Origin of the sequence: Streptomyces sp. NPDC020965, assembly GCF_044333555.1 — a bacterium.
In the GTDB taxonomy this organism is placed as follows: domain Bacteria; phylum Actinomycetota; class Actinomycetes; order Streptomycetales; family Streptomycetaceae; genus Streptomyces.
This window is the reverse complement of record NZ_JBIRRE010000014.1, coordinates 61,930-85,437: the sequence shown is the minus strand read 5'-3', so window position 1 is coordinate 85,437 and position 23,508 is coordinate 61,930. Positions and strand designations below refer to the sequence as shown.

Annotated in this window: 22 protein-coding genes; 14 read left to right on the top strand and 8 right to left on the bottom strand. The window is 70.4% G+C overall.

What is annotated here, in order from left to right:
• Positions 1-251: 251 nt before the first annotated feature.
• From helR to ACH4S7_RS32450, 5 genes are all read right to left on the bottom strand, one after another.
• Positions 252-2,393 (bottom strand): RNA polymerase recycling motor ATPase HelR, encoded by a 2,142-nt coding sequence (gene helR, locus ACH4S7_RS32470; RefSeq protein ID WP_398524958.1) that lies wholly within the window; start codon positions 2,391-2,393, stop codon positions 252-254.
• A 495-nt stretch (positions 2,394-2,888) separates the two neighbouring features.
• Positions 2,889-3,470 (bottom strand): hypothetical protein, encoded by a 582-nt coding sequence (locus ACH4S7_RS32465; RefSeq protein ID WP_398524957.1) that lies wholly within the window; start codon positions 3,468-3,470, stop codon positions 2,889-2,891.
• A gap of 225 nt (positions 3,471-3,695) precedes the next feature.
• The gene (locus tag ACH4S7_RS32460) at positions 3,696-5,165 is read right to left on the bottom strand and encodes a diacylglycerol/lipid kinase family protein (RefSeq protein WP_398525015.1); all 1,470 of its coding nucleotides are present in this window, start codon (positions 5,163-5,165) and stop codon (positions 3,696-3,698) included.
• Positions 5,166-6,022: 857 nt separating this feature from the next.
• The gene (locus ACH4S7_RS32455) at positions 6,023-6,364 is read right to left on the bottom strand and encodes a DUF427 domain-containing protein (protein ID WP_398524956.1); all 342 of its coding nucleotides are present in this window, start codon (positions 6,362-6,364) and stop codon (positions 6,023-6,025) included.
• A 72-nt stretch (positions 6,365-6,436) separates the two neighbouring features.
• A complete protein-coding gene (locus ACH4S7_RS32450; RefSeq protein WP_398524955.1) occupies positions 6,437-7,057 on the bottom strand; it encodes a helix-turn-helix domain-containing protein in 621 nt (206 codons plus the stop codon).
• A 712-nt stretch (positions 7,058-7,769) separates the two neighbouring features.
• On the opposite strand from ACH4S7_RS32450, the gene ACH4S7_RS32445 reads away from it, so the two are divergent.
• The 4 genes from ACH4S7_RS32445 to ACH4S7_RS32430 all read left to right on the top strand — a co-directional run bounded on the left by ACH4S7_RS32445 (position 7,770) and on the right by ACH4S7_RS32430 (position 11,570).
• Positions 7,770-9,218, top strand: a complete 1,449-nt coding sequence (locus ACH4S7_RS32445; protein ID WP_398524954.1) for a purine-cytosine permease family protein — start codon at positions 7,770-7,772, stop codon at positions 9,216-9,218.
• Positions 9,215-10,120: a nitrilase family protein gene (locus ACH4S7_RS32440; RefSeq protein ID WP_398524953.1), complete on the top strand. Its 906-nt coding sequence runs from the start codon at positions 9,215-9,217 to the stop codon at positions 10,118-10,120. The genes ACH4S7_RS32445 and ACH4S7_RS32440 overlap by 4 nt, the downstream gene beginning before the upstream one ends.
• Positions 10,117-11,085: a carbon-nitrogen hydrolase family protein gene (locus ACH4S7_RS32435; protein WP_398524952.1), complete on the top strand. Its 969-nt coding sequence runs from the start codon at positions 10,117-10,119 to the stop codon at positions 11,083-11,085. Before ACH4S7_RS32440 ends, ACH4S7_RS32435 begins: the two co-directional genes overlap by 4 nt.
• 269 nt (positions 11,086-11,354) lie before the next feature.
• Positions 11,355-11,570: a DUF5988 family protein gene (locus tag ACH4S7_RS32430; RefSeq protein WP_398524951.1), complete on the top strand. Its 216-nt coding sequence runs from the start codon at positions 11,355-11,357 to the stop codon at positions 11,568-11,570.
• A 40-nt stretch (positions 11,571-11,610) separates the two neighbouring features.
• Here ACH4S7_RS32430 and ACH4S7_RS32425 read toward each other — a convergent pair whose 3' ends face one another.
• Complete coding sequence (locus ACH4S7_RS32425; RefSeq protein WP_398524950.1) at positions 11,611-12,474, bottom strand: PhzF family phenazine biosynthesis protein; 864 nt, start codon at positions 12,472-12,474, stop codon at positions 11,611-11,613.
• Positions 12,475-12,673: 199 nt separating this feature from the next.
• Here ACH4S7_RS32425 and ACH4S7_RS32420 point away from each other — a divergent pair, with 199 nt between their 5' ends.
• Positions 12,674-13,054 (top strand): VOC family protein, encoded by a 381-nt coding sequence (locus tag ACH4S7_RS32420; RefSeq protein ID WP_398524949.1) that lies wholly within the window; start codon positions 12,674-12,676, stop codon positions 13,052-13,054.
• 396 nt (positions 13,055-13,450) lie between these two features.
• Positions 13,451-15,145, top strand: coding sequence for a VanW family protein (locus tag ACH4S7_RS32415; protein WP_398524948.1), 1,695 nt, complete (start codon positions 13,451-13,453; stop codon positions 15,143-15,145).
• A gap of 118 nt (positions 15,146-15,263) precedes the next feature.
• Here ACH4S7_RS32415 and ACH4S7_RS32410 read toward each other — a convergent pair whose 3' ends face one another.
• Both ACH4S7_RS32410 and ACH4S7_RS32405 read right to left on the bottom strand, forming a co-directional pair.
• Positions 15,264-16,031, bottom strand: a complete 768-nt coding sequence (locus ACH4S7_RS32410) for a BTAD domain-containing putative transcriptional regulator (protein WP_398524947.1) — start codon at positions 16,029-16,031, stop codon at positions 15,264-15,266.
• 157 nt (positions 16,032-16,188) lie between these two features.
• A complete protein-coding gene (locus ACH4S7_RS32405; RefSeq protein WP_398524946.1) occupies positions 16,189-16,386 on the bottom strand; it encodes a hypothetical protein in 198 nt (65 codons plus the stop codon).
• Positions 16,387-16,570: 184 nt separating this feature from the next.
• On the opposite strand from ACH4S7_RS32405, the gene ACH4S7_RS32400 reads away from it, so the two are divergent.
• The 8 genes from ACH4S7_RS32400 to ACH4S7_RS32365 are packed head-to-tail and all read left to right on the top strand — an operon-like array spanning position 16,571 to position 23,502.
• Positions 16,571-17,149 (top strand): DUF4255 domain-containing protein, encoded by a 579-nt coding sequence (locus ACH4S7_RS32400; RefSeq protein ID WP_398524945.1) that lies wholly within the window; start codon positions 16,571-16,573, stop codon positions 17,147-17,149.
• Entirely contained in the window at positions 17,146-17,886 is a 741-nt protein-coding gene (locus ACH4S7_RS32395; RefSeq protein WP_398524944.1) for a carboxypeptidase regulatory-like domain-containing protein, read from the top strand. Before ACH4S7_RS32400 ends, ACH4S7_RS32395 begins: the two co-directional genes overlap by 4 nt.
• 10 nt (positions 17,887-17,896) lie before the next feature.
• Positions 17,897-20,158, top strand: coding sequence for a phage tail sheath family protein (locus ACH4S7_RS32390; protein WP_398524943.1), 2,262 nt, complete (start codon positions 17,897-17,899; stop codon positions 20,156-20,158).
• Positions 20,159-20,177: 19 nt separating this feature from the next.
• Positions 20,178-20,633: a phage tail protein gene (locus ACH4S7_RS32385; protein WP_398524942.1), complete on the top strand. Its 456-nt coding sequence runs from the start codon at positions 20,178-20,180 to the stop codon at positions 20,631-20,633.
• Position 20,634: 1 nt separating this feature from the next.
• Positions 20,635-22,128: a phage tail sheath family protein gene (locus ACH4S7_RS32380; protein WP_398524941.1), complete on the top strand. Its 1,494-nt coding sequence runs from the start codon at positions 20,635-20,637 to the stop codon at positions 22,126-22,128.
• Complete coding sequence (locus ACH4S7_RS32375) at positions 22,125-22,643, top strand: phage tail protein (protein WP_398524940.1); 519 nt, start codon at positions 22,125-22,127, stop codon at positions 22,641-22,643. Before ACH4S7_RS32380 ends, ACH4S7_RS32375 begins: the two co-directional genes overlap by 4 nt.
• Before the next feature lie 5 nt (positions 22,644-22,648).
• Positions 22,649-22,834, top strand: coding sequence for a putative phage tail protein (locus tag ACH4S7_RS32370; RefSeq protein ID WP_398524939.1), 186 nt, complete (start codon positions 22,649-22,651; stop codon positions 22,832-22,834).
• On the top strand, positions 22,831-23,502 hold the full coding sequence (locus tag ACH4S7_RS32365) for a LysM peptidoglycan-binding domain-containing protein (protein WP_398524938.1): 672 nt from the start codon (positions 22,831-22,833) through the stop codon (positions 23,500-23,502). Before ACH4S7_RS32370 ends, ACH4S7_RS32365 begins: the two co-directional genes overlap by 4 nt.
• The last annotated feature ends 6 nt before the right edge of the window (positions 23,503-23,508 follow it).

Here is a 23,508-nt window from a genome sequence, read left to right as displayed (position 1 = left end):
TGAAGGGACTGTTCGGGCGTTGGTCGTGTATCGGCTGCCACACCAGCAGTCCGTACAAAGAGCCCCCGGCTGCGTACACGGCGAGCCTTGTGAACGAACCCGTACGGCGCAGGGAACGCCCCCACCACGTCTGCGGCGAACTGCACTGTGTCTGCCCCCGGCTCAGCCGGCCCCGCAACACTTAGGGCACGGCCGACGGGTCGTGCCGGACGTGCGGTGCGGGCGGCCGTCCGGCGTGGTGTCGGCCGGGGTCAGGGGCTCGTGAGGATGACGAGTCGCCGGGTCGCCCGGGTCATCGCGACATAGCGGTCGACCGCCCCTGCGACGCCCTTGCCGAACGACTCCGGGTCGACGAGGACGACCAGGTCGAATTCGAGCCCCTTGGACAGCTCTGGGGGCAGCGACCGGACGCGGGGCGTCGTCTGGAACGCGGGATCGCCGATGACACAGGCGATCCCGTCGGCATGGTCGGCGAGCCAGGTGTCGAGGACCGCGCGCAGATCCGAAGCCGATCCGTGGACGACGGGATCGCCGCCGCGGATGGAGGTCGGCACGTTGGCGTCCGGGAGCACGGCCCGGATGACCGGCTCGGCCTCCGCCATGATGTCGGCCGGTGTTCGGTAGTTGATGCTCAGTGAGGCCAGGTTGATCCGGTCGAGTCCGATGCGTTCGAGCCGTTCCCGCCACGACTCCGTGAAGCCGTGTCTGGCTTGGGCGCGGTCCCCGACGATGGTGAAGCTTCGGGAGGGGCACCTGAGCAGCAGCATCTGCCACTCCGCGTCGGTCAGTTCCTGGGCCTCGTCCACGACGATGTGCGCGAAGGGGCCGGCGAGCAGGTCCGGTTCGATGTCGGGCGGTGCGGTGTCGTCGACCAGTGAGTCCTTGATGTCCTTTCCGTGCAGCATGGTCAGGACACCTTCGCCGTCGTCATCGGCCTCAAGGAGGGCGTCGACGACCTTGGCCATGTGCTCGCGTTCGGCGGCCACCGAGGCGTTGTGCCGGCGCTTGCGCCGCGACGCCTCCGGGTCGCCCAGCCGCTGCCGTGCCGCGTCCAGGAGTGGAAGGTCGGACACCGTCCAGGCATGGGCGTCCTCCCGCTGGAGCCGTTGAACGTCGTCGGGGCTGAGCCAGGGAGCGCACTTCCGCAGATAGGCGGGTACCGACCACAGGTCTCCGACGAGGTCGGCCGCTTCGAGTAGCGGCCATGCGCGGTCGAAGACCGTGACCAGTTCCCTGTTCCGCGACAGCGACGTGCGCAGCGGGCCGGCCGATGCGTCGTCGTCGTGCTTGTCCACCAGGATCGTGAGCAACTCCTCCCAGATCTGGTCACGTGCCTCGTTGTGCGGGGTGCCCGGTGCCGCCTCGAATGCCACGGCCCAGTCGTCGGCACTCAGCCAGATGTCGGACCAGTGGGTCGAGACCGTCATTCCCTTGGTGGGCGGCTCCTCGTAGAACCTGACGGCCGGCTCGATCGCCCGCACCACATCCGCGGACGACTTCAGGAGGGCCACGTCCGGGTCGACCTCGACCGCTGCCGCGGCTCCCTCGGGGACGAGCTCCCGCAGCGTGCAGGTCTGCACGCCCTCCTCACCGAGGCTGGGGAGGACATCGGCGACGTAGCCCAGGTAGGGCTGGTGCGGACCGACGAACAGGACCCGCCCCCGGCGGTGGGCGAGGCGGGGGTCCGCATGCAGGAGGTAGGCGGCACGGTGCAGGGCGACGACGGTCTTCCCCGTACCCGGACCGCCGTCGACGACGAGGGCGCCGCGGGATCCCGCGCGGATGATGGCGTCCTGGTCGGCCTGGATGGTGCCGAGCACGTCCCGCATCCGTGCCGACCGGTCACCGCCCAGGCTCGCGATGAAGGCGGACTGGTCGTCGAGCGCGGCATGGCCGGCGAAGCCGTCCGAGGTGAACACCTCGTCCCAGTAGTCGCTGATCCGGCCGCGGGTCCAGCGGTACCTGCGCCGGCTCGCCAGACCCATCGGGTTGGCGTGGGTTGCTCCGAAGAACGGTTCGGCGGCGGGGGAGCGCCAGTCGAGCAGGAGCCGACGCCCCGCGCTGTCGGTGAGGCCGAATCGTCCGACGTACACCGGCTCCGGGTGGTCAGCGCCGACCATGTGACCGAGGCACAGATCCAGACCGAACCGACGCAGCGCGCGCAGCCGGGAGGTCAGCCGGTGGATCTCCATGTCCCGGTCCATCGCCTGTCGGCCGATGCCGCCGGGTGCCCTGCGCTCGGCGTCGAGACTGTCGGACAGGTCGGCGATCGACTGTGTGAGGCACTCCGCGATGGCCGCGAAGTGCTGCTCGTCACCGGCGATCAGGGTGGGGTCGGCCTTGGGGGAGAGGCGGTCGGGAAGGTCGAACGCGCTGGTGGTGAGGGGGGTCACGGCATCGGTTCCGATCTGTGGCGGCTTGCGGCCATGGCACGCGGCGGGGGCGGGTTGCGCCCGGGGCGTCCTGTCACCGGTCGGCGGACGCGGGTTCGCGTGCTTCTTCTGTTCTGGCCATGGCCGACGATTCTGCGGCACGACCGGGGCCTTGCCGCAAGCCCCCCGGTGCGCTATAAGTTAAAAGTGGCAACGACTGGGTATTCCCTCTTGCCCCTCCACCGTCCGGTCCAGTCGGATGATTTCCTCGTCGATTTCCCCGTCCACTCCCCCGGTGCCCCCGCCAGCGATAGTGCGGCGATCCTCAGCCGGTGAGCCACCCCGACAGGCGGTGCCGCGCCGGGTACGGCGGTGTGTCCCGCATGTGCGGGGGGAGGGTTCCCGGGCGCCCGCGCGGGTGGTGTGCGGCCCTCGGCGGTCGGTGGTGCGGATGGCCCCCACCGACCCGAGGGTTTCAGTTGCTCAGCTCGCCAGGTCCGTTGGCACGGAGGGGCGTCACTGTGGCACGGCGTGCACGCTCTGCGCGCGGTTGCCCCTGTTGCAGGTGGCTGTGGCCACGCCGGGTGCGTTGACCACCTCCGTGCCGTAGACGACGTACCCCTGGCCGGTCTGGAGGTTGTGGCAGAGGGTTTTGGCCTGGTAACGGCCAGTGTCGCACTGGACGTTGCCCCGGCCGTAGTAGTGGTGGCTGCCTTCGTGGACCCACTCGATCCAGCTCACACATCCGCTGACACCACCGACGGGCGGCGATTCCACGGCGTGGACGCTCTCCGCGACGTTACCGGTGTTGCAGGTGACGGTGGCCACGCCGGGTGCGTTGACCACCTCCGTGCCGTAGACGACGTACCCCTTGCCGGTCTGGAGATTGCGACAGACGTTTTTGGCGGTGTAACTGCCCGTGTCGCACTGGATGTTGCCCCGGCCCCGGTAGTAGTGATTGCCCTCCCTGACCCACTCGACCGACGTCGTGCAACCGCTGGGCGGGGCCTGGGTGTCCGGGGCCGCTTGTGCGGGGGCGGTCAGGGCGGAGAGCCCGAGGGTGGCGGCTGCCAGCATCGCGAACCTGTACCTGATCAACACTGCCTCCTGGAGAGCGCGGAAACGCGGGAGCGTGGAAGTGCCGGGGCGCGGAAATGTGGGAGGGCGGACATGTGGGAGGGCGGGCGTGGCACGGAACGTACCACCGGCGCACACCGGCAGATACGGAGTGAACCAGCCACCTCCCGCGGCGATTTCGCGCTGACCGCGTGGGCCGTGGTCGCGGTGGCGGAGGGCCCTCTCAGGAGCCCGATACGGCGGCGCTCACTCCGGACGGTGGGTGGCCAGGTCCGATACGGGGACCGGTCTGCCGAGCGCGAGCAGGGCGATCTGCCGCCAGTTCAGCCGGGGCCGGCTCATGGGGGCGCCCGGCCGGCCCCGGGGGACCAGGACCCGCAGGGCACGGGGGTGGATCGAGCACACGACCGGTGCGGGCAGGGTCAGGGCTTCACCGTCGACCGCGACCGGCAGGTTCGAGGCGCCCGCGGCGACGGCCGGTTCGGATGCGCCCGCGGTGGCGGGTGGCTCCGAGGAAGCGGTGGTGACCGGCAGGTCCGAAGCAGCAGCGGCGGCGGTGACCCGTACCTGCCGGGCCGTCAGGACCGTCAGCCCCGTGGCCTGCGCGCCGAGCAGCGCGAGTTGGGCGGCCTGGGCCGCGCCGTCCACTCGGATGCCGATGACGCCCAGCCTTCCCCCGTCCAGTCGCAGCCGCCGACCCGCGCCCAGGAGATCGCCGCTCGCGTAGGGGTTGTTGCTGACCAGCAGTGCCTGCTGGGAGGGGAGCCGGGTGCCGTCCACGGTCGCGTCGAGCCGCTTCCCCGGCTCCTTGAGCAGCAGATCGGGCAGGGCGTCCAGGGCGGTGCCCGCCTGGTCCTCCCGGTACCGGGGACTCTGGACGATCTCCGCGTACACCCCGAACGACGCGGTGTTGACGAAGGGACGGCCGGACACGAAGCCCAGATCGACCCGGATCTCCTCCCCATCGGTCAGGGCGTCCAGACACCGGGAGGGATCCTGTCGATCCAGACCCAGATCCAGGGCGAAGTGATTGCGGGTACCCGCGGAGATCACCAGAAACGGGAGATCGTGCTCGGCGGCCACGGCCGCCACCAGGGCCTGTGTGCCGTCGCCGCCCGCCACACCGAGCAGATCGGCGCCGTCGGCCACGGCCTGTCGAGCGAGCGCGGTGACATCCACCCGGGTGGTGACGGACAGGACGATCACCCGCGCGCCCAGCCGCTCGGCCTTCTCGACCAGCCCGAAGCGGGTGACCTTCCCTCCGCCCGACACCGGATTCATGATCAGGACCGGGTGGCGCGGGGGCCGTCGGTACCGTGCCCGCGGTCCGCGTGGTGGCCGGGCCCGCCGTAGTGCGGAACGGGCGCAGCCCAGCGCCGCGCCCCACAGTGCCATGGCGACCAGCGCCGGGCCCCACAGCCCGTGGACCGTGTAGAGGATGATCACGGCCACCGGCGCCGCGAGCACCAGCAGCGCGCCCAACAGCCGGTACGGTCCGCGGTAGGCGAGGACCCACCAGGTCCCCACGGCGGCGAGGGCCAGTCCCGCCAGGCCGCCCGCCACGATCAGCAGACCGCCCGCGCTGACCACGGACACCAGCGTCGCGATCGCCGCCGCCACGCCGGCCAGCGCAAGTCGGGCCAGCACTCGCGCCCAACGCAGCGTCCCTGGGTCGGCCACGGCCACCACCCTCTCCCGCTCGTACCAGCGCCACATCGGTGCGGGAGCGGCCCCCTGGCCGCGGTGTGTGAACCTGACCGCCCGGTCCACGAGGGCACCTGACGCACCGCCACGGCCCTGGGTCGGACGGCCCCCCCGGCGGATCCGCGCTGTTCCATCGGGATCAGGTGCTCGTCCGGCCGGGCAGGGCCCGGGGAAGCTCCGGTTCCAGGGTCGCACCCGGGCCCTGCCCGTGGCGGGAAGCGCGCCCGACGGGATGCGCACACCCTGTCGTCCGCCGGGCGGCCCGTCGCCCTGACCGCGCGGGCCGGCCACCGTGCCCCCGCCACGGGCGCTCGTCCCCCACCTCGGCGGGGGACGAGCGCCCGTGCGTCTCCCGGTGCGGCGCCGTGGCGAGCGGCCCCCGGCCGGGAGAGTCCGGAAGATTCTGCGGGGCGGCGGTGCCGGCGGTGGCAGCCGTGTCGCGATACGCGGTCGGCGCGTGAGGGTGTGCTGCCGATTGCGTATCGCGGTCCCGTGGGTCAAACGCTCTGGGGTGCCGGTGGTTCCGACGGTGCGCAAAGGGCCGGGTGGGCCGAAGGCAGTGCACCCGAACCCTCTTCGGATGACCGATCGGGGCGGGGAGCATGCCGTAGCGGTACGCGCTCCCATCAAACCCGACGGGGCGAGAGCAGGAACAGACGGAATGCCGGCCATAACCTGTCGGGAACCCACTCCCGGCCGGCGGCGGTTTCGACGCCTCGCACGTGTCCTCGCCGACCGTACGAGACGACCGTGAGCCGGTGCCCGCCCGCACCCGAGTGAGGGGCTGCGCCCGGCCGTTACCGCGGCACGGTGCACCCTGCGCGGGTACGGGCGGGTGCGGTCACTTCAGGTCAGGTGGTCAGGTCAGGTCAGGCGGTCCCGGGCTCGCGGACGGCCTCGGTGTCGTAGAAGCAGAAGTGGTCCTTGATCTGCGCCACCTCGGGCCTCGGCACCGGGTACGCCCATACGATGTCGTCCGCGCCGGGCACCGACCAGTAGTCCGCGTCGCCCTTGAAGGGGCAGTGGGTGTGCGTGTCCGAACGGGTCAGCAGTTCGGTCCGGACGTCCTCGGGGGGCAGGTAGTAGCGGACCGGACAGCCCGTCTCGCGCAGCACGAGGGGTCGTCGGCTCTCGGCGATGAGCTGTCCGTCGCGAACGACGCGTACGTGTTCGCTGCCTTGTTCGATGGTGATGCGGTGTCCACGAGTCATATCCGCCTCAGCGCGCGACGGCGGGGGCTTGTTCCCCTTGCCTCCGCGGGCCCCCCGCGCGCGGGGACCGTGTCAGCGGGAACCGCTCCAGGCGGCGGGCACGAACGTCCAGAGCACATCCGCCGCCGTCGCGCCGGTGTTCCGCCAGTTGTGCGGCTCCCGACCGGAGAAAGTGAGGGTGTCGCCCGCCGTCAGCCGCTGCGTGTGCCCGGTGAAGAGCACCGAGACCTCCCCGGCTATCACATGGAGCACTTCGACATCGCAGTTGATGGTGTAGAGGTCCTCACCGCCGTCGGCACCGGGTTCGAGGTGGGAGCGCAGGACCTGGACCCGGGACTGACCCCGTGGTGTGATCATGCGATCGACGACGCCCCGGCCGCCCATGTTGAGGTGGGGCGCGTCGTCCAGACGTACCACCGCAGTCTCGGCGTCCTCGAAGAGCGAACCCACCGGCAGCGACAGTACCTGACAGAGAGTGACCAGGGTGGTGACGCTCGGGGAGGTCTCGTCCCGCTCGACCCGGCTGATGAATCCCCTGGTCAAGCTGGTCGCCGCGGCCACTTGCTCGATCGTCAGCCCCTGCGCCTGCCGGCTGGCGCGCAGTCGCGCGCCGACACGGACCGGGAGCGCGGATGGCGTCGGATGCAGAGCTTTCATGAAGTCCTCGCGTCGCTCGATCGATGCGTTGGCCACTCTTGACAGGATTGATAACGCGGAGCAACACTACCGGAACCGTAGTTGCCTATTAAGCATTCTTTGTTGCGTATAGGTGACTTCCCTTCAGCAAAGAGCCGAGAACGCGATGAACGCTGCCGAGCGGCCCGCCTGGCCTCCCGACGCCGGCACCACTCCCCGCCACGCCGGAATCGCTACCTTCGCGCCGCCGTGCCCGGAGGCCGCGCCCCGCGCCGCCGTCGCCACCGTGCCCTTCGGTCTCACCGGGGCGGCGCGGACCGGGAGAACCGCCGCGCGTCCGCGGCCGACAGCAGCCGTCCCCCGGGGCCTGACGAGCAGTGAACCTCCCGCCACACACCGCCCACCGCGCGCCGTCCCTCCGGCCGGCTCCGTCGAGGTGATACCCGCCCCCGACCTAGGCCCTGTCCGGGCGATCTTGTCGGGGCCACGACGACGGCTACGGCACGTCCCCTCGGCCCTTGGGGGCCTGGGGAGACCCCATGCCACGGCCCTTGCGGGCCTGGGCAGGTCCCATGCCACGGCCCCTGCGGGCCTGGGGAGACTCCATGCATCTGACGCCGCGGGCTGACCCTCGAAGATCGCCCGGACAGGACCTAGCGCGGCCGACGCCTGTCGCGGCCTTCCCCGTGGCACACCGGGTCCCCCCGGCCACGCCCCCCACCGCACCGGCATCCGCCCGCTGACCGGCTCCACCCCCGAGGAGACAGCGATGTCCTCACCAGAGACCGCACCCCCGCGCGAAGGCGTGATCGAGCAGCATTCGATCGACTACGTGCCCCATTCCGAGCGCCACGGCAAGGTGTGGCACCAGGGCCCGTTCTGGTTCACCGGCAACTTCGTCCTGCCGACCATGGTCACCGGCTTCGTCGGCCCGGCGATGGGACTCAGCGTCTGGTACAGCGTGCTCGCCGTACTGCTCGGCGTCTCCTTCGGCACCTTCTTCATGGCCTTCCACGCCAACCAGGGCCCGCGCATGGGCCTGCCGCAGATGATCCAGTCACGGGCGCAGTTCGGCAGTCGCGGCGTCGTCGTGCCCTTCGCCGCGACCGTCTTCGTCTACGTCGGATTCCTCGTCTTCGACACGATCCTGGCCGCCCAGGGCCTCGGCCTCGTCCTGCCCGACATCAAGCTGTTCTGGTACCCGGTGCTCATCGCGGTCTCGATCGTCATCGCGGTGGTCGGGCACGATCTGCTCCACTTCGTCCAGCGCTGGCTGACCTACCTGCTCATCGTGGTGTTCGCGATCCTCACGATCGTGGCCATCGTCCACTTCTCCAGCAACCCGGTCGCGCCGGGCGCGCCCGCGGCCACCGCCGGCTGGGACCTCACGGCGTTCCTCGTGCAGTTCTCGCTCGCCGCCGGATACAACATCAGCTATGCGGTGTACGTCTCGGACTACACCCGCTACCTCCCGGCCGATGTGTCGGCGAAGAAGCTGATCTCCTCGGTCTACGCCGGTGCGGCGTTCTCGGCCGTGTGGCTGATGTCGCTCGGCGCGATCCTGTCCAGCTATCTCCCGGACCCCGACCCGATCCTGGCCCTCCGCCAGGTCGGCGACCTGCTCTTCCCCGGCTTCGGGCTGGTGGTCGTGCTCGTCTCGGTGCTGGCGCTGATCTCCATCATGGGCGTCAACGCCTATGGCGCGATGCTGACCGGCACCAGCGCGGTCGACGGTTTCAAGAGGGTGCGACCGACGGTACGGCTGCGGGTCATCGGTCTCACGGTGGTCGGCATCGCCTCCCTCGTCGTCGCGCTGCTGATCCCCGACGACTACATCGGCAGCTTCAACAACTTCGTGCTGCTGATGCTGTACTTCCTCGTCCCCTGGACCGCGGTCAACCTCGTCGACTTCTACTTCGTGCGCCGGGGCGGCTACGCGGTCGCGGAGATCCTGAAGCCCGACGGTCTCTACGGACGCTGGGCCTGGCGCGGTGTCGTCGCGTACGCGGTGGGATTCCTGGCGATGATCCCGTTCTTCTCCAGCAGCTTCTATGTGGGACCGGTGGCCGACGCCCTCGGCGGCGCTGACTTCTCCTTCGTGGTCGGACTGATCGTCTCCGGGGGTCTCTACCTGATCTTCGCGCGGAGCATCGACCACGACGCGGAGGCGGCGGCGCGCGCGGCGAGCCAGGCCGAACTGGAAGGATCCGCCCGATGACCACCCCTCTGACCCCGCTGGCCTCCCCGACCTCATCCGAGGCTGCGTTCGCGGATGAGACCAGGCCGTCGTCCGTCACGGTCGCCTGCTGTCAGCTCGCGCTCCGGGTCGGCCGCGTCGAGGAAAACCGGCAGCGCGTCCGTGAGGCGGTACGCACCGCCGCGGGTCGGGGCGCGCATATCGTGGTCCTCCCCGAACTGGCCAACTCCGGATACGTCTTCGAGAGCCCCGGGGAGCTGCTGGCGACCGCCGAACCGCTCGACGGCGCGACGATCCGGGAGTGGGAGGCGCTCGCCGCCGAACTCCACGTGGTGATCGTGAGCGGCTTCGCCGAACTCGGCACCGACGGGCGCGCCTACAACACGGCCGTCCTCGTCGACGAGACCGGGCTGCGCGCCTCGTACCGCAAGGCCCATCTGTGGAACGCGGAGAAGACCTACGGGTTCACACCGGGTTCACACCCCCCGCCGGTGCTCGACACCCCGTACGGCCGGATCGGCGTGATGGTCTGCTACGACGTCGAGTTCCCCGAGTGGGTGCGGTTGGTCGCGCTCGACGGCGCCGAGCTGCTGTGCGCGCCGGTGAACTGGCCCCTCTACCCCCGGCCGGACGGCGAACGCCCCGGCGAGATCGTCCGCGTGCAGGCGGACGCCGCCGTCAACCGCATGTTCGTCGCGGTCGCCGACCGCACCGGCACCGAACGCGGACAGGACTGGCTCGGCGGCACCGTCATCGTCGATGCCGACGGATACCCAGCGACCGCTCTGCGGCTGGGCGAGCCGGCGATCGTCACCGCCACGATCGACCTCGCCGAGGCCCGCTCCAAGGCGATCAGTGAACTGAACGACGTGCACCGGGACCGGCGTCCCGAGCTGTACGCGCGAGGAGGGAAAGAGACATGACGCCGAGCCCCGTCGTCGCCGTGGTCCAGCAGCCGCCCGCACTGCTCGACCTCCAGGAATCGGTACGCCGCGCGACCAACCACGTACTGACGGCGGCCGGTTCGGGCGCCACCCTCATCGTCTTCCCCGAAACCTGGCTCACCGGCTACCCGGCCTGGGTGTTCGGACTGGCGGGCTGGCGGGACAGCACGGCGCAGCGCTGGCACGCGCGACTGTTGGAAGAGAGCCCCGTCCTCGATCCGAGCGGTGGTGACCACGACGACCTCGCGCCGCTGCGCGCGGCGGCGCGCGAGGCGGGCGCGACCGTCGTCCTCGGTCTCAATGAGCGCCCGTCGCCGTCCAGCGGCTCGCTCTACAACTCACTCCTCACGATCGGCCCGGACGGCCGCACCCAGAACCTGCACCGCAAGGTGTCGCCGACCCACACCGAACGCATCGTCTGGGCGGCCGGCGACGGAGCGGGCATCCGGGTCGTCCCGACCCCGGCCGGGCGGGTCGGCGGTCTCGTCTGCTGGGAGCACTTCCACCCGCTCGCACGACAGGCGCTGCACGCCCAGGACGAGGAGATCCATGTCGCCGTCTGGCCGGACATGCCCGAGAGCCATCTGATCGCGGCGCGGTCGTACGCGCTGGAGGGACGCTGCTTCGTCGTCTCGGCCGGGCTGATCCTCTCGACCGATGACGTACCGGCCGATCTCCTCGACGCCTACCGGGCGGGCGTCGGCCCGGACGCCCCGGAGAGCGGACTGCTCTTCGACGGCGGTTCGAGCATCGCGGGCCCGGACGGATCCTGGCTCGTGGCGCCGGTCTTCGGCGAGGCCCGTGTCATCACGGCGACCGTGCCGATCGGGCGCCGCTACGAGGAAGTGCTCGATCTTGACGTCGCCGGCCACTACGCCCGGCCCGACGTCTTCCAGCTCTCCGTCGACCGCCGCCGCACCACCGGAGTCACCTTCACGGACTGACTGACGGAGCGACGGAGCGACGGGCCGAACGGCCGCCCGGGGCCGATCCCGGTGACAGCGTCCGCTGCGGGCGGGGTATCGTCGGCACATTGAATGCCTCCGTGGCCGTCCCGGGCGAAGGTGATGCTCACCGTAGGGATCGGGTCCCGGGCCAACAACCCCTAGCGCAGCACCGGTTTCGCCTTGCTAGGGGTATCGGTGCGAGCCCTAGGGGTGCGCCGGCGCATTAGGGGTTCTTCGCCCCGTGTCCTCGTCGCTACCGTGAGCGCATGGATGAAACACCGAACATTGTCCTCGAAGGTGGTTCCCCGAATTTCGTCCCGCAGCAAATGAGGGTTTGCTACACGCCGGACGAGAATGCGAAATTCAAACTCCTCCTCGGTAATCGGTATGAACACTTCCAGCCGGTCGATGAACGCGTTGTCATCGACGGCCGGAAGTTGAGGGTGTTCCGCTGGTCCTACCGCACCTACGTCGCCGAGTAGCGCCTGTGGGACGGTTCCCCCGCCCGGGCCGGGCCGTGGCTCAGCCGTGCAGGGTTCCGTCCAGGACCGTGACCGCGCTGCCCCGCAGATGAACACGGTCGCCGTGCACGGAGGTGTGCACCAGGCCGGAGCGGGTGGACGCCTGGAGACCGGTGAGGCCGTTCCGGCCGAGCCGCGCCGACCAGTAGGGGGCGAGCGCGGTGTGGGCGCTGCCGGTGACCGGGTCCTCCGGGATCCCCTCGGCGGGTGAGAAGAACCGGGAGACGAAGTCATACCCCGGGTCGGCGCCGGCGGCCGCGGCGGTGATGATGACACCGCGCAGCTTCTCGGTGTGCGTGAGGTCGGCCGTCGCGGCCAGATCGGGCGTCGCGGCGCGGACGGTGGCCTCGTCGGGCAGGACGGTCAGCAGATCGCCGAGGGCGCCGGTACGGTACGTGGCCTCCGGGGCGACGCCGAGTGCCGCCGCCAGTCCCGGCGGTACGGGTACCTCAGTGGCGGGAGCGGCCGGGAAGTCCAGAGTGATCACGCCGTCCGCGTCCGCGTGCGCGACCAGGACACCGTTCCACCGGCTGCTGAACCGGACGGGTCCGAGCAGCCCGCGCTCGGTGCGCAGGACGTGCCGGGTGGCCAGGGTGGCGTGGCCGCAGAGATTGGTCTCCACGAGCGGGGTGAACCAGCGGATGGACCAGTCAGCAGCAGTCGGGTCGGTCGGATCAGCCGGGTCGGTCGGATCAGTCGGGTCGGTCAGGGGGAGCGCGAACGCCGTCTCCGAGTGGTTCAGCTCGGCGGCGACCTGCCGCATCCAGGCGTCCTCCGGCCACTCCCCGGCGGGCAGCAGGCACACGCCGGCCGGATTTCCGGTGAACGGGCGGTCGGTGAAGGCATCGACGACATGGATTCTCATGGGAGAAACGTAACCAGGCCGATCGGCACGTGGCCCAGTCCAATCCGGGTTACGTGGACTGATTTCCCGGGATTCTCCCGGTCCGCCTGCCCCGGGCGTTCCCTCGGTCGCCCGGATGGCGCTCCGGAGGGACGATGGGGGAGGGGCGGGAAGGGAGCGGAAGGGCAGGGGGAATCGGCGCTGGGCGGAGGTGCGGCACATGTTCCGGGACACCAGGGCATTCAGTGGATTCGCCGTCGACGACCTCTCCACGGCGAGGCGCTTCTACGGGGAGACCCTCGGCCTCGAAGTCACCGACGAGAACGGGTTGTTGACCCTGCGGCTCGGTGGGGGAACCGCCGTCCTCGTCTATCCGAAACCGGATCACACGCCGGCGGTCTTCACCCTGCTGAACTTCCCGGTGGACGACATCGAGAAGGCCGTGGACGAACTGATCGCGCGGGGTGTGGAATTCGAGCGGTACCAGGGCTTCACCCAGGACGGGAAGGGCATCGCGCGCGATTCCGGAGGGCCGCCCATCGCCTGGTTCAGGGATCCGGCGGGGAACATCCTCGCCGTGCTGGAGGCGCCAGGTCCCTGAGTGCGGTGCGTCCGTCCGGTCCTGCCCGGCGGGGGTGCCCCGTCCCTGAGTGCGGTGGGTCCCAGCAGCCCCGTTCGACGGGGGTGCACGAACATTCCGTGCGTGTACGGTCACCGAAGGTTCCGTCGCCTCTGCGCTCCGCGCTGCGGGCCACCCCCGACCCCGTACGGCGATGTCATTCACCGCCACGGCTCACACGCGGAGCGTCACGCCACCCCCCGGCGGATCAAAGGCTGCGTGCGGGCGTGGCCCAGGTGGCACCAAGAGCCGTATGGGCAAGGTGGAATGTCGCTTATAGTCAATTTATCTCTGTCGTGGTAGCGTCGCTCAGACTTGTCGCGTCCGGCCGGGCCCAGCGCCCGGCCGGACGCGTGTCGGTCGTCTTCAGGGAGTCACATGCGCCGCCGAATACATCCCGCCGCTGCGGCGGGTGGCGCGGTGGTCGTCGGCGTGGGGGCTCTCTACCTCGCCGGGCTGCTGCTCACCGGCGAGGAGATACCCGAAGGCACCCGGGTGCGCGGTGTCGACATCGGGGGCATGAGCCAGGCACAGGCCCGGGAGACCCTGGACAGGGAGCTCGCGGCGGCGGCCGGCTCCGCGCCGCTGGCGGTGCGGATCGGTGACCGCGCGGACACCGTCGATCCGCGTACGGCCGGACTCCGCGTCGACACCGACGAGACCGCCGCCCACGCCGTCCGCCCGGGGCTCGGTCCGGTCACCGTGATCGGTGGCCTCTTCGCCCGGGGCGGCGAGGTCGATCCCGTCGTCCGACAGGACGAGGGGCAGGCGCGCACCGCCCTGGCGGGGCTGGCCAAGAAGCACGACCGCGCGGTCCGCGAGGGCGGCATAGCCTTCGACAAGGGGACCGCGAAGCAGGTGCCGCCGCGCGCCGGGCAGGCCCTGAACATCGACGCCTCGATCGACGTCCTGCGCTCCGCCTACCTCGCGACGAAGTCCGAGCCGGCGGACCTCCCGACCCGGGAGACGGCGCCGCGCGTCGATGTGGCCGAGACGGAACGCGCCCTGCGCGAGTTCGCGCGGCCGGCGATGTCCGGGCCGGTCACGCTCACCTCGGGCGGCGAGCGGATCACGATCACCCCCACCGTCCTCGGCGAGCATCTGACGATGCGGGCCGGCGCCGGCGACCGGCTGGTGCCCAAGCTCGACGGCAAGGCCCTGTTCGACGATCCCGCGGTGGCCGGTCCGGTGGCTGATGCGACCAACGAGGCCGTCGAGGCCGAACTGCGGCTGAACGGCGCGCGCGTCGAGGCCGTGACCGACGGCAAGCCCGGCCGGGAGTTCACCGCCAAGGCGGTCTCCGACGCGGTGCTGCCGCTGCTCACCAAGTCGGGGGCGGCGCGCACCGGCGAGGTGGTCACGAAGACGACGCAGCCCAAGGTGACCAAGGAGAAGCTGGCCGCACTCGGGCTGACGGAGAAGATGTCCTCCTTCACCGTCGACTTCGAGCCCGCCGAGTACCGCACGAAGAACATCGGCCGCGCCGTGGAACTCATCAACGGATCGGTCGTGCTGCCGGGCGAGACGTGGAGTTTCAACCGCACCGTCGGCGAACGCACCAAGGAGAACGGGTTCGTCGACGGCACCATCATCCTCAACGACCAGTACGCCAAGGCCGCTGGCGGCGGTGTCTCGGCCGTCGCCACCACCATGTTCAACGCGATGTTCTTCGCCGGTGTGAAGCCCGTCGAGTACGGCGCCCACTCCTTCTACATCGAGCGCTACCCGGAGGGCCGCGAGGCCACGGTGGCCTGGGGCAACCTCGACCTCAAGTTCACCAACGACTCCGGCAACGCCATCTACATCCTGGCCGAGTCCACGGACAGTTCGGTGACGGTCACCTTCCTCGGCACCAAGAAGTACGCGGCGGTGGAGGCGAGCAAGGGCCCCCGCACGAACGTGCAGGAACCGGGTACCCGGCCCGGCGCCGCGAAGGACTGCCAGCCGCAGACCCCGCTGGAGGGGTTCGATGTCACGGTCGAGCGCATCTTCCGCGGTGACGACGGCCAGGAGCTGAAGCGGGAGCCCTTCCGCACGCGGTACACCCCCCGGGACAAGGTCACCTGCGACTGACTCCGCTGACTCCGCTGAACGCCTGGTGCCGCTCCACCACGACCGGTGGAGCGGCACCGGCGCGTGTGGAGTGCCCGAGCCTCCCGCCGACTCCCGCGCCCCGGTGCGCGGGCCCCGGTCAGAGGGTGGATACGTGTCGGTATGACGGCGGTTGTCGCCGTCCCTGGTGCTCGGAGTGTGAGGGCAGCAGGTCCTTGAGCGCCGGCGAGGGTTCCAGTCCGAGTTCTTCGAAAAGGACGCGGCGGCATTGTTCATATTGTCGCAGCGCCGCGACTCTATTTCCGGCCGCGAGATGTGCTTTCACGAGTACGCGATGGGCGCTTTCCCGTAGTGGTTCCGCACGGACGACGGCGAGTCCGGCGGCGACCGCTTCACCGTGACGACGGGCTTCGGTGAGCCGATCGGTCATTGCCTCCAGGGCGTACAGCCGGAGTTGATGATATTGCTCGCGTTCGATCAGCACCCACTCGTCCTCCGGCCACTCCGGCAGTAGATCGGCCGACAGGTCCACCCGCGTCTGGGTGGTGAGGATGTCGTCGCAGGCGTGGGCGATATCGAGCAACCGGTGCGCGCGGGCCACCGCTTCGTGCAGGTCCACGGTGATGTGCGGGGAAACCGCCAGCTCACGCGCCGAAGCGTCGATGAGGTGGTGCTCGGACCGCGTCGCGCGCCACAGGGACGACCGGAGATTCGCGTGGGCCCGGGACGCCGTGACGTCCGGCCACAGTGTTCCGGCCACATAGGTGCGTGTTCTCGGCATGTCCTGCAGGGCGAGGAATGCGATAAGTCGCTGTGCGCTGGAGCAGATCGGAACACGTAGTTGATCGACCGATAGCGCAAAGCCTTTAAGTAGTCTCAAGGTGATGACGTGAGCTGGTTCGTTCATCGGCTCCCCCGGACGATGTCAGTTCCAGTGATCTTACGTACGGCTCCCGGGATACTGACGAGCATATTACGAACAAACCATGATCGTGGGTTTCTGTGTTCACGCGACGGCGTTATGGAGCCATCACCGGAACGCCACGACAACGTCACTTCCCACGTCACTCACCCGGTTCGAGTATCTGATCGAGCCAGGCGCGCACGACCGTGACCACATCGTCGACCCCGCTCGCCGCGGCGGGGGGAGCCTGGCACCCGTTGACCGTCCGAAGAATGCGGGCCCGTACGCCGTCCCGCCCGTCACCCTCCGTCCATACCCGGAGGATCAGTACGCCGGTGTGCTCTGGGGGAGTCTCCACAAGAGGCAAGGGTGACGCACCGATGTCACCCAGGCGTTGTCGAATCGTGTTCGGTGAGGTCAAGGCCGGAGGGTGAAACGGACCGGTGACGCCGGTGTGACGCATGGGTCGCGGCCCGGCCACGTAGGGGTCTGCATCCTGTCGTCACCCGCCGTCAACACCGGGGCCGATGGGGAGGATGCGCATGGGGGACTTCGGCGTCATCTCAGATGTTTCGACGGTCATCGTGGAGACCCTGACACGGTCCCTGCGCGGGCTGAGCCAGGTGGACCCACCGATCGCGGAACTCAACGACCTCTCCGAGACGGTGCAGACGTCGCCGCCCAAACTCACGGTGTTCCTCTACGAGATCGCCGAGGACCCGACCTCACGCAACCGGCCACCGGTGCGCTCCCTGCCCCCCGACGCGCCGACCACCCGCAAGCCGCCGATGGCCCTGCTGCTGCGCTATCTCGTCACCCCCTGGGGTGGCGACCCGCCCACCCAGCACCGGATGCTCGGCCGCGCCCTGCAGGCCCTCTACGACGACGCGATCCTCGACGGCGTCCAACTGACCGGCAGCCTGGCGGCGACCAACGACGCGCTGCACGTGAGCCTCACCCCGCTCACCCTCGACCAGAAGTCATGGATCTGGTACGCGATCCAGAAGCCCTACCGGCTCTCGCTGAACTACGAGGTCCGCGTGGTCAATCTGGACTCGGCCGCCGCGACGGAGGTCCGACCGGTGCGGAGCCGGGTCTTCGAGGGTGTGCCGACGCCGTGAGCCGATTCCTGCCGCTCGAACGGTCCACGCGCCACAGCCCGGTGTGGTTCGTGCCCTACGACGAGTACGCCGAACGGGTCCGCACCGTGGGGGTGACGGTCCGGTTGGACCGGTTCTCCGACGGCGGTTGGCTGCCGCTCGACGACGCGGCGGTACGCACGCCCAGCGCGGCCATCGCCTATCCGGGTCTCGGCAGGCACCGTGCACCGGCGGCGATCGGTCCGCAACGCCACCGGGCGCGCTTCACCGCCGCGGGGTACGAGCCGCTGTACCCCGCCGACGGCCGGCCGTTCGACGCCGGCCTGGTCGGTGTCGAGTTCCTGGTGCATCCGTACCACGACACCGAGACCACGGGTGCCGGCGCGCCGCTGCCACCGATCGTGCCCCGGCTGGTCCGGCTGCTGCCGAGCGTCTCCTTCCCGTACCCCCCGGGCCTGCGCACCGCGCACGGTGTCGTCCGCGACGCGGTCACCCGGGCACCGATCGCGAACGCGCTGGTCGAGGCCAGGGGACAGACGAGCCCGGACCTGACGCCGTGGCACGAACGCACTCTCTCCGACGCCTCGGGAGCCTTCCGGCTGGCCCTGCGGTGGGAGGGCGAACGGACAGCCGCCGACCCCGTCGGGGAGACGTTCCGTCTACAGGCCACCGAACGGCCCGGCCGGGCCGGTTCGCTGACCGTGCGGCTGCCCCAGGACGCAGGGAGCCGACACAACATCGAGATCCGCGAGCAGTGAGGAGCCGTCCATGGCGGAGTATCTGAGCCCCGGGGTCTACATCGAGGAGGTCGATGCGGGGCCACGGCCGATCGCGGGAGTGAGCACGAGCACGGCCGGCATGGTCGGCGTGACCGCTCGCGGCCCGTACACCGGAAAACCCAAACTGGTCACGAACTTCCTGGAGTTCCAGAACACGTTCGGCGGCTTCCTCCCCGAACCGGACGTGCCGGTCCGGGACGCCTGGGCGAACAACCCGGACGAGGGCGGCCGTTGGTGGCTGTTCCCGCTCGCGGTCAAGGGCTTCTTCGACAACGGCGGCCAGCGCCTCTACATCAAGCGGGTCGCCAGCACCGGGGCGACGGCGGCGGCGGGTGCGCTCGGCCGCGGACTGGTGAGCGAGATCGCCACCGACGCCGCGAAGGGCGCGACCAGCCTGGAACTCGCCCATCTGATCGGCTTCACCGGCGTCGAGCAGCAGATCCAGCTCTTCCGCGGTGACGACCAGCAGGTGATCCACACCGCGGAGGTCGTCGGCTATGACAGGACCGCGCGCCGGCTGGAGCTGGACACGGAGCTGCCCGCCGAAGTCCGCACGGCCCGCGGCGACTACGTCCAGGTCGGGGCGCGCGACACGGAACAGACCCTGAGGTTCTCCGCCGTCAGCCCCGGCGCATGGGGCGGCGCGGTCCAGGTGCGGATCCGGCCGACGGTCGGCGCCGCGCTGCCGGTGCTGCCCGACCCGCAGGAGGGCGAGCTCTTCGTCACCCGGCTGACCGAGGACGCGGCGGCGAACAGCGAGACGGTCAAGGTGGCCGTCGTGACCGGACTCGACCTCGCGGAACCCACCGTCTTCTGGGTGCAGATCGGCACCGAACGGTTCGAGGCCCGGGCGAGCGTACCCGCAGACGGGACCGTCACCCTGTCCCTCCCGGCCGGCACCCGGCATCCGCAGTGGCGGACCGGGCTGACGGTGCGCCGGGTGCGCCGCGGCAACATCGCGGCCGGGCGGAAGCTCCGGATCGGTGGCGCGACCCGGCTGTACGAGGGCGCTGTCGTCCAGCTCGACGATGGCGCCCGCCTGACCGTGCTGACCGTCGACACCATCGTGGACGGCGTCGTCTCCTTCGACCGGGAGGTCGAGGGCACCTTCTTCGAGACCGACCGGATCCATCTGATCGAGGCGCAGGTCAGCACCCGGTTCACCGACCCGGCCGGCGCCGCGGTGACCGAGACGTTCGACAACCTCCGACTCACCGGGGACACCCCGGCGCAGGTGGCGAACACCCTGGCGATCCGTTCCCAGCTGGTACGGGCTACGGCGCTGGCCGGGCTCACCGGCGACCCCGCGGAGTTCCCGGTACCGGCCGTCGGGTCCTGGCTGACCCTGGCGGAAGGGGACGACGCCTACGCCAGCCTGAGCGTGTCCGACTTCGTCGGCACCGACGGCGGCAGCGGCAAACGCACCGGGATCGTCGCCCTGGAGGACATCGACGAGATCGCCATCTGCGCGGTGCCGGGCGTGTGGTCGGGCACCGTCGAATCGGCCCTGATCACCCACTGCGAACTGCTCAAGGACCGGTTCGCCACCCTCGACCCGCAGGACGGCCTGGACATCGAGGGCATCCAGGCGTTCCGCGAACGGTTCGACACCAAGTACGCGGCGCTCTACTACCCGTGGCTCGTCACCCGCGACCCGCTGACCAACCGCGACGTCGAAGTACCCCCGTCGGGCCATCTGGCCGGTATCTACGCCCGGGTGGACGTGGAACGAGGCGTGCACAAGGCACCGGCCAATACGGTCATCCGGGGCATCCGGCTCACCGACGGCATCGCCCAGGACGTGACCAAGCGGCACCAGGACCTGCTGAACCCCCGGGGCATCAACGCACTGCGCTTCTTCCCCGGCCTCGGCCAGCGGGTGTGGGGAGCGCGCACGCTGTCCTCGGACAGCTCGTGGAAGTACATCAACGTCCGGCGGCTCTTCCTCTTCCTGGAGGAGTCGATCGACGAGGGCACCCAGTGGGTGGTGTTCGAACCCAACGACGAGGCGCTGTGGGCCCTGGTCCGGCAGACGGTCACGAACTTCCTCACCACCGTCTGGCGCAGCGGCGCACTCGCCGGGACCACCGCCGACGAGGCGTTCTTCGTCGCCTGCGACCGCACCACCATGACCGAGGACGATCTGGCCAACGGCAGGCTCATCTGTGTGATCGGCGTCGCGCCGGTCTTCCCGGCCGAGTTCGTGATTTTCCGGATCCAGCAGAAGACCCGCGAGAACCAGCTCGCCTGAGCATTGACGAGAGGCCACCATGCCGCCCGTGACCAGGGAAGATCCCTACGCCGCTTATAACTTCCAGATCATCGTGACCAACGTCAGTGACGACGGCGTCGCGGTGAGTGGATCCTTCACCGAGGCCAGTGGGCTGGAGCTGGAGATCCCGCCGATCGAGTACCGCAACGGGAGCGAGGACATCACCGTCCGCAAGATCCCGGGACTGAAGAAGTACACCAACCTCACCTTCAAGCGCGGCATCACTGGCCACGCCGGCTTCTGGAACTGGGTGGTCGAGGCGCTCAACGGCAAGGTCCGGCGCACCTCCGGTTCGATCGTGCTGCTCGACGAGAACCGCCAGGAAGCCATGCGCTGGAACTTCGACCGCGGCTGGCCGACGAAGTACACCGGCCCGACGCTCAGCGCCACGAAGAACGAGATCGCCATGGAGACACTCGTCCTGGCGGTCGAGAAGCTGGAGATCGACGTCTGACATGACCAGCGACCTGCTCCCCGGCGTAACCCTGACGTTCGTGCCGCACGGCTCCGACGAGGAGCCGTTGCGCACCGACGTGGCCGCGTTCATCGGGCGTTTCCGCCGGGGGCCGATGGACACGCCGGTCCGGGTGGAGAGCTGGAACGACGTCCTGGGCGCGTTCGGGCCCCCGGACGGCCCGTCCGCCACCCCGTACGCGGTGCGCGGTTTCTTCGAGAACGGCGGCCGTACGGCGTGGGTGCTCCGCGTCGCCGGTCCGGCCGGCACGGCGAGCGCGCCCTGGACGGTCGGACGGGCCGGCGGATTCTCCGCCGAGCGGTACCGGGCGGTCGCCAGCAGCCCGGGAGCCTGGGCCAACGGCGCCCGGGTCACCATCCGGTACCGGTCCAGCACGGTCGCCGGTCCGCCGACGGTGGGTGTCCGGGTGATGGTGCCCGGCGAACCCCCGGAGACCTTCCCCGGGCTGCCGCCGGGGGAAGTGGTCGACCGACTGGCCGCGTCCCGGCTGATCCGACTGGTCCCCGACGGAACCGCGCCACCCCCCGGGGAGCCGGGGCCGATCTCCCGTTCGTGGGAGCTGACCCTCGGCGGTGGCACCGACACCCCGCCGGGCCGGGACGCATACGCCGACGCCGTGACCCGACAGGCCGAACTCCCCGAACCCGCGCTGCTGGCCCTGCCCGACCTGGGCACGGACCTCACCGGCGGCACCCATACCGAGCTGGTGCTGGAACTGCTGCGGACGGTCCACCCGCTGGCGGACCGGCTCGTCGTCCTGGACGTCCCGCCCACCCTGACATCGGTCGATGCCGCGGTGGCCTGGGCCGGGTCGTTCACCGCGGCGGGCGACCACGAACTGCTGGCCACGGCGGCCGTCTACCATCCGCCGCTGCGGACGCCCGACGGGCGCGGCACCCGGACCGTCCCGGCCTCGGGGCACGTACTCGGCGTGATCGCCCGGCTCGACGCCGAACGCGGTGCCCACCACACCCCTGCCAATGCCGTGATCCTGGAGGCCGTCGATCTCGCGGTCGCGTTCCCCGAGCCACAACAGGTCCGCCTGTTCGACGCGGGCATCAACCTCGTGCGGTGCACCCGGGGCCGGGGGCTGATGGTCTGGGGCGGCCGTACGCTCTCCACCGACCCGCGCACCCGCCACATCGCCCACCGCCGCCTGACCCACCTGCTGGTGCGCGCGATCAGACGGGTCGCGAGCCCCCTGGTCTTCGACGTCAACTCGCCCGAACTGCGGCTGACCCTGGTGCGGGCGCTGACCTCGGTGCTGCTCTCCGCCTTCCGGGCCGGCGCGCTCGCCGGTGCGCGGCCCGAGCAGGCGTTCCGGGTGGTGTGCGACGACACGAACAACCCGCCGGAGCAGGACCCGGCCCGGGTGGTCTGCGAGATCGACGTCGCCCCGGCCGCCCCGATGGAGTTCATCCGGCTCCGGCTGGTACTCGGCCAGGACCGTGGACTGGAGGTGATCGAGGCATGACGCAGGACCCCCTGCCGAAGTACCGCTTCCTGGTCACGCTCGACCCCGGGGACGCCTATCTGCCCCCGGCCCAGGCGCTGTTGTTGCCCCTGGTCGCCTCCGGCGCGTTCCAGGAGGTCACCGGGCTCGGTGCGCAACTGGAGGTGACGAGCTACCCGGAGGGCGGCCGTAACGACTCGGTGCACCAACTGCCCCTGCGCCACTCCTGGAACCGGATCACCCTGAAGCGCGGTGTGGTGCGCGATCCCGGGCTGTGGTCCTGGTACCAGGCCGGTCTCGCCGACTCGCTCGGCGCCCGCCGCGACGGCGCGGTGATCGTGCTCGGCCCGGACGGGGTCCCCGGCGCGGCCTGGGCCTTCCACGGCGGGCTCGCCGCCAAGTGGAGCGGCCCCGACCTGCACGCCGAACAGAACGCGGTCGCCATCGAGTCACTGGAGATCGCCCACGAGGGATTGACGAAGGTCCTGGGGTACGCCGTGCCCACCACGCTGACGCAGCCGAATCGAAGGAGGTGACCGACGTGCCCAAACTGACCATTCACCATCTCGAAGTGCGGTTCCAGGTGGACGGTGACGACGGTGCCGTGTTCACCCGCCTGTTCAACCAGCACATCCAGGCGTGGGCGAGGCTGTACGAGGACGCGCGCGCCCGCGCCGGGCACACCGACGCCGAGCGCCGGTTCGGCGACGGGGAGGGCCGGCGGTGAGCGTCACGCCCGTGTCCTTCGCCCGGCAGGGCGCCGCCCGCGCCCGGCTGGAGATCGTCCGGCCGGTGATCGCCGACGAACGGCAGCGACGGATCCCCCTGCGGTTCAACCCGACCGACTACAAGCTGAGCAAGAGCAACACCTTCGCGGAGATCACCATCCCCGGTCTTGAGACACCACCTCTGCAATACGTCCGCGGTGGCTCCGAGACCCTCACCGTGCAGGCGCTGGTCGACACCTCCGACACCCTGGAGAACGTCCGCACCACCTACGTCGACGCGCTGCGCAATCTGCTCCGTCCGGACAGCCGGGAACACGCCCCGCCGGTCGTCCGGTTCGTCTGGGACGAATCGGTGTTCACCGGTGTCGTGGAGAAACTGGATGTGAACTACCAGTTGTTCCGGCCGGACGGCGTGCCGCTGCGCGCGCTCCTCGACCTGTCGCTCAAGGAGTTCCGCCCGGCTGCCCTCCAGGTCGCCGAGACACCGCGGTCGTCGCCCACGGTGGAGAAGAACTACGTGGTGCGCCGCGGCGACACCCTGAGCAGCATCTCCGCCGCCGTCTACCGGCGGCCCGACGCCTGGCGGGAACTCGCCCGCGCCAACGGCATCAGCGACCCCCGCGATCTCCGGCCGGGCCGGGTACTGACCTGTCCCCGGCTGCCGTGAGGAGGG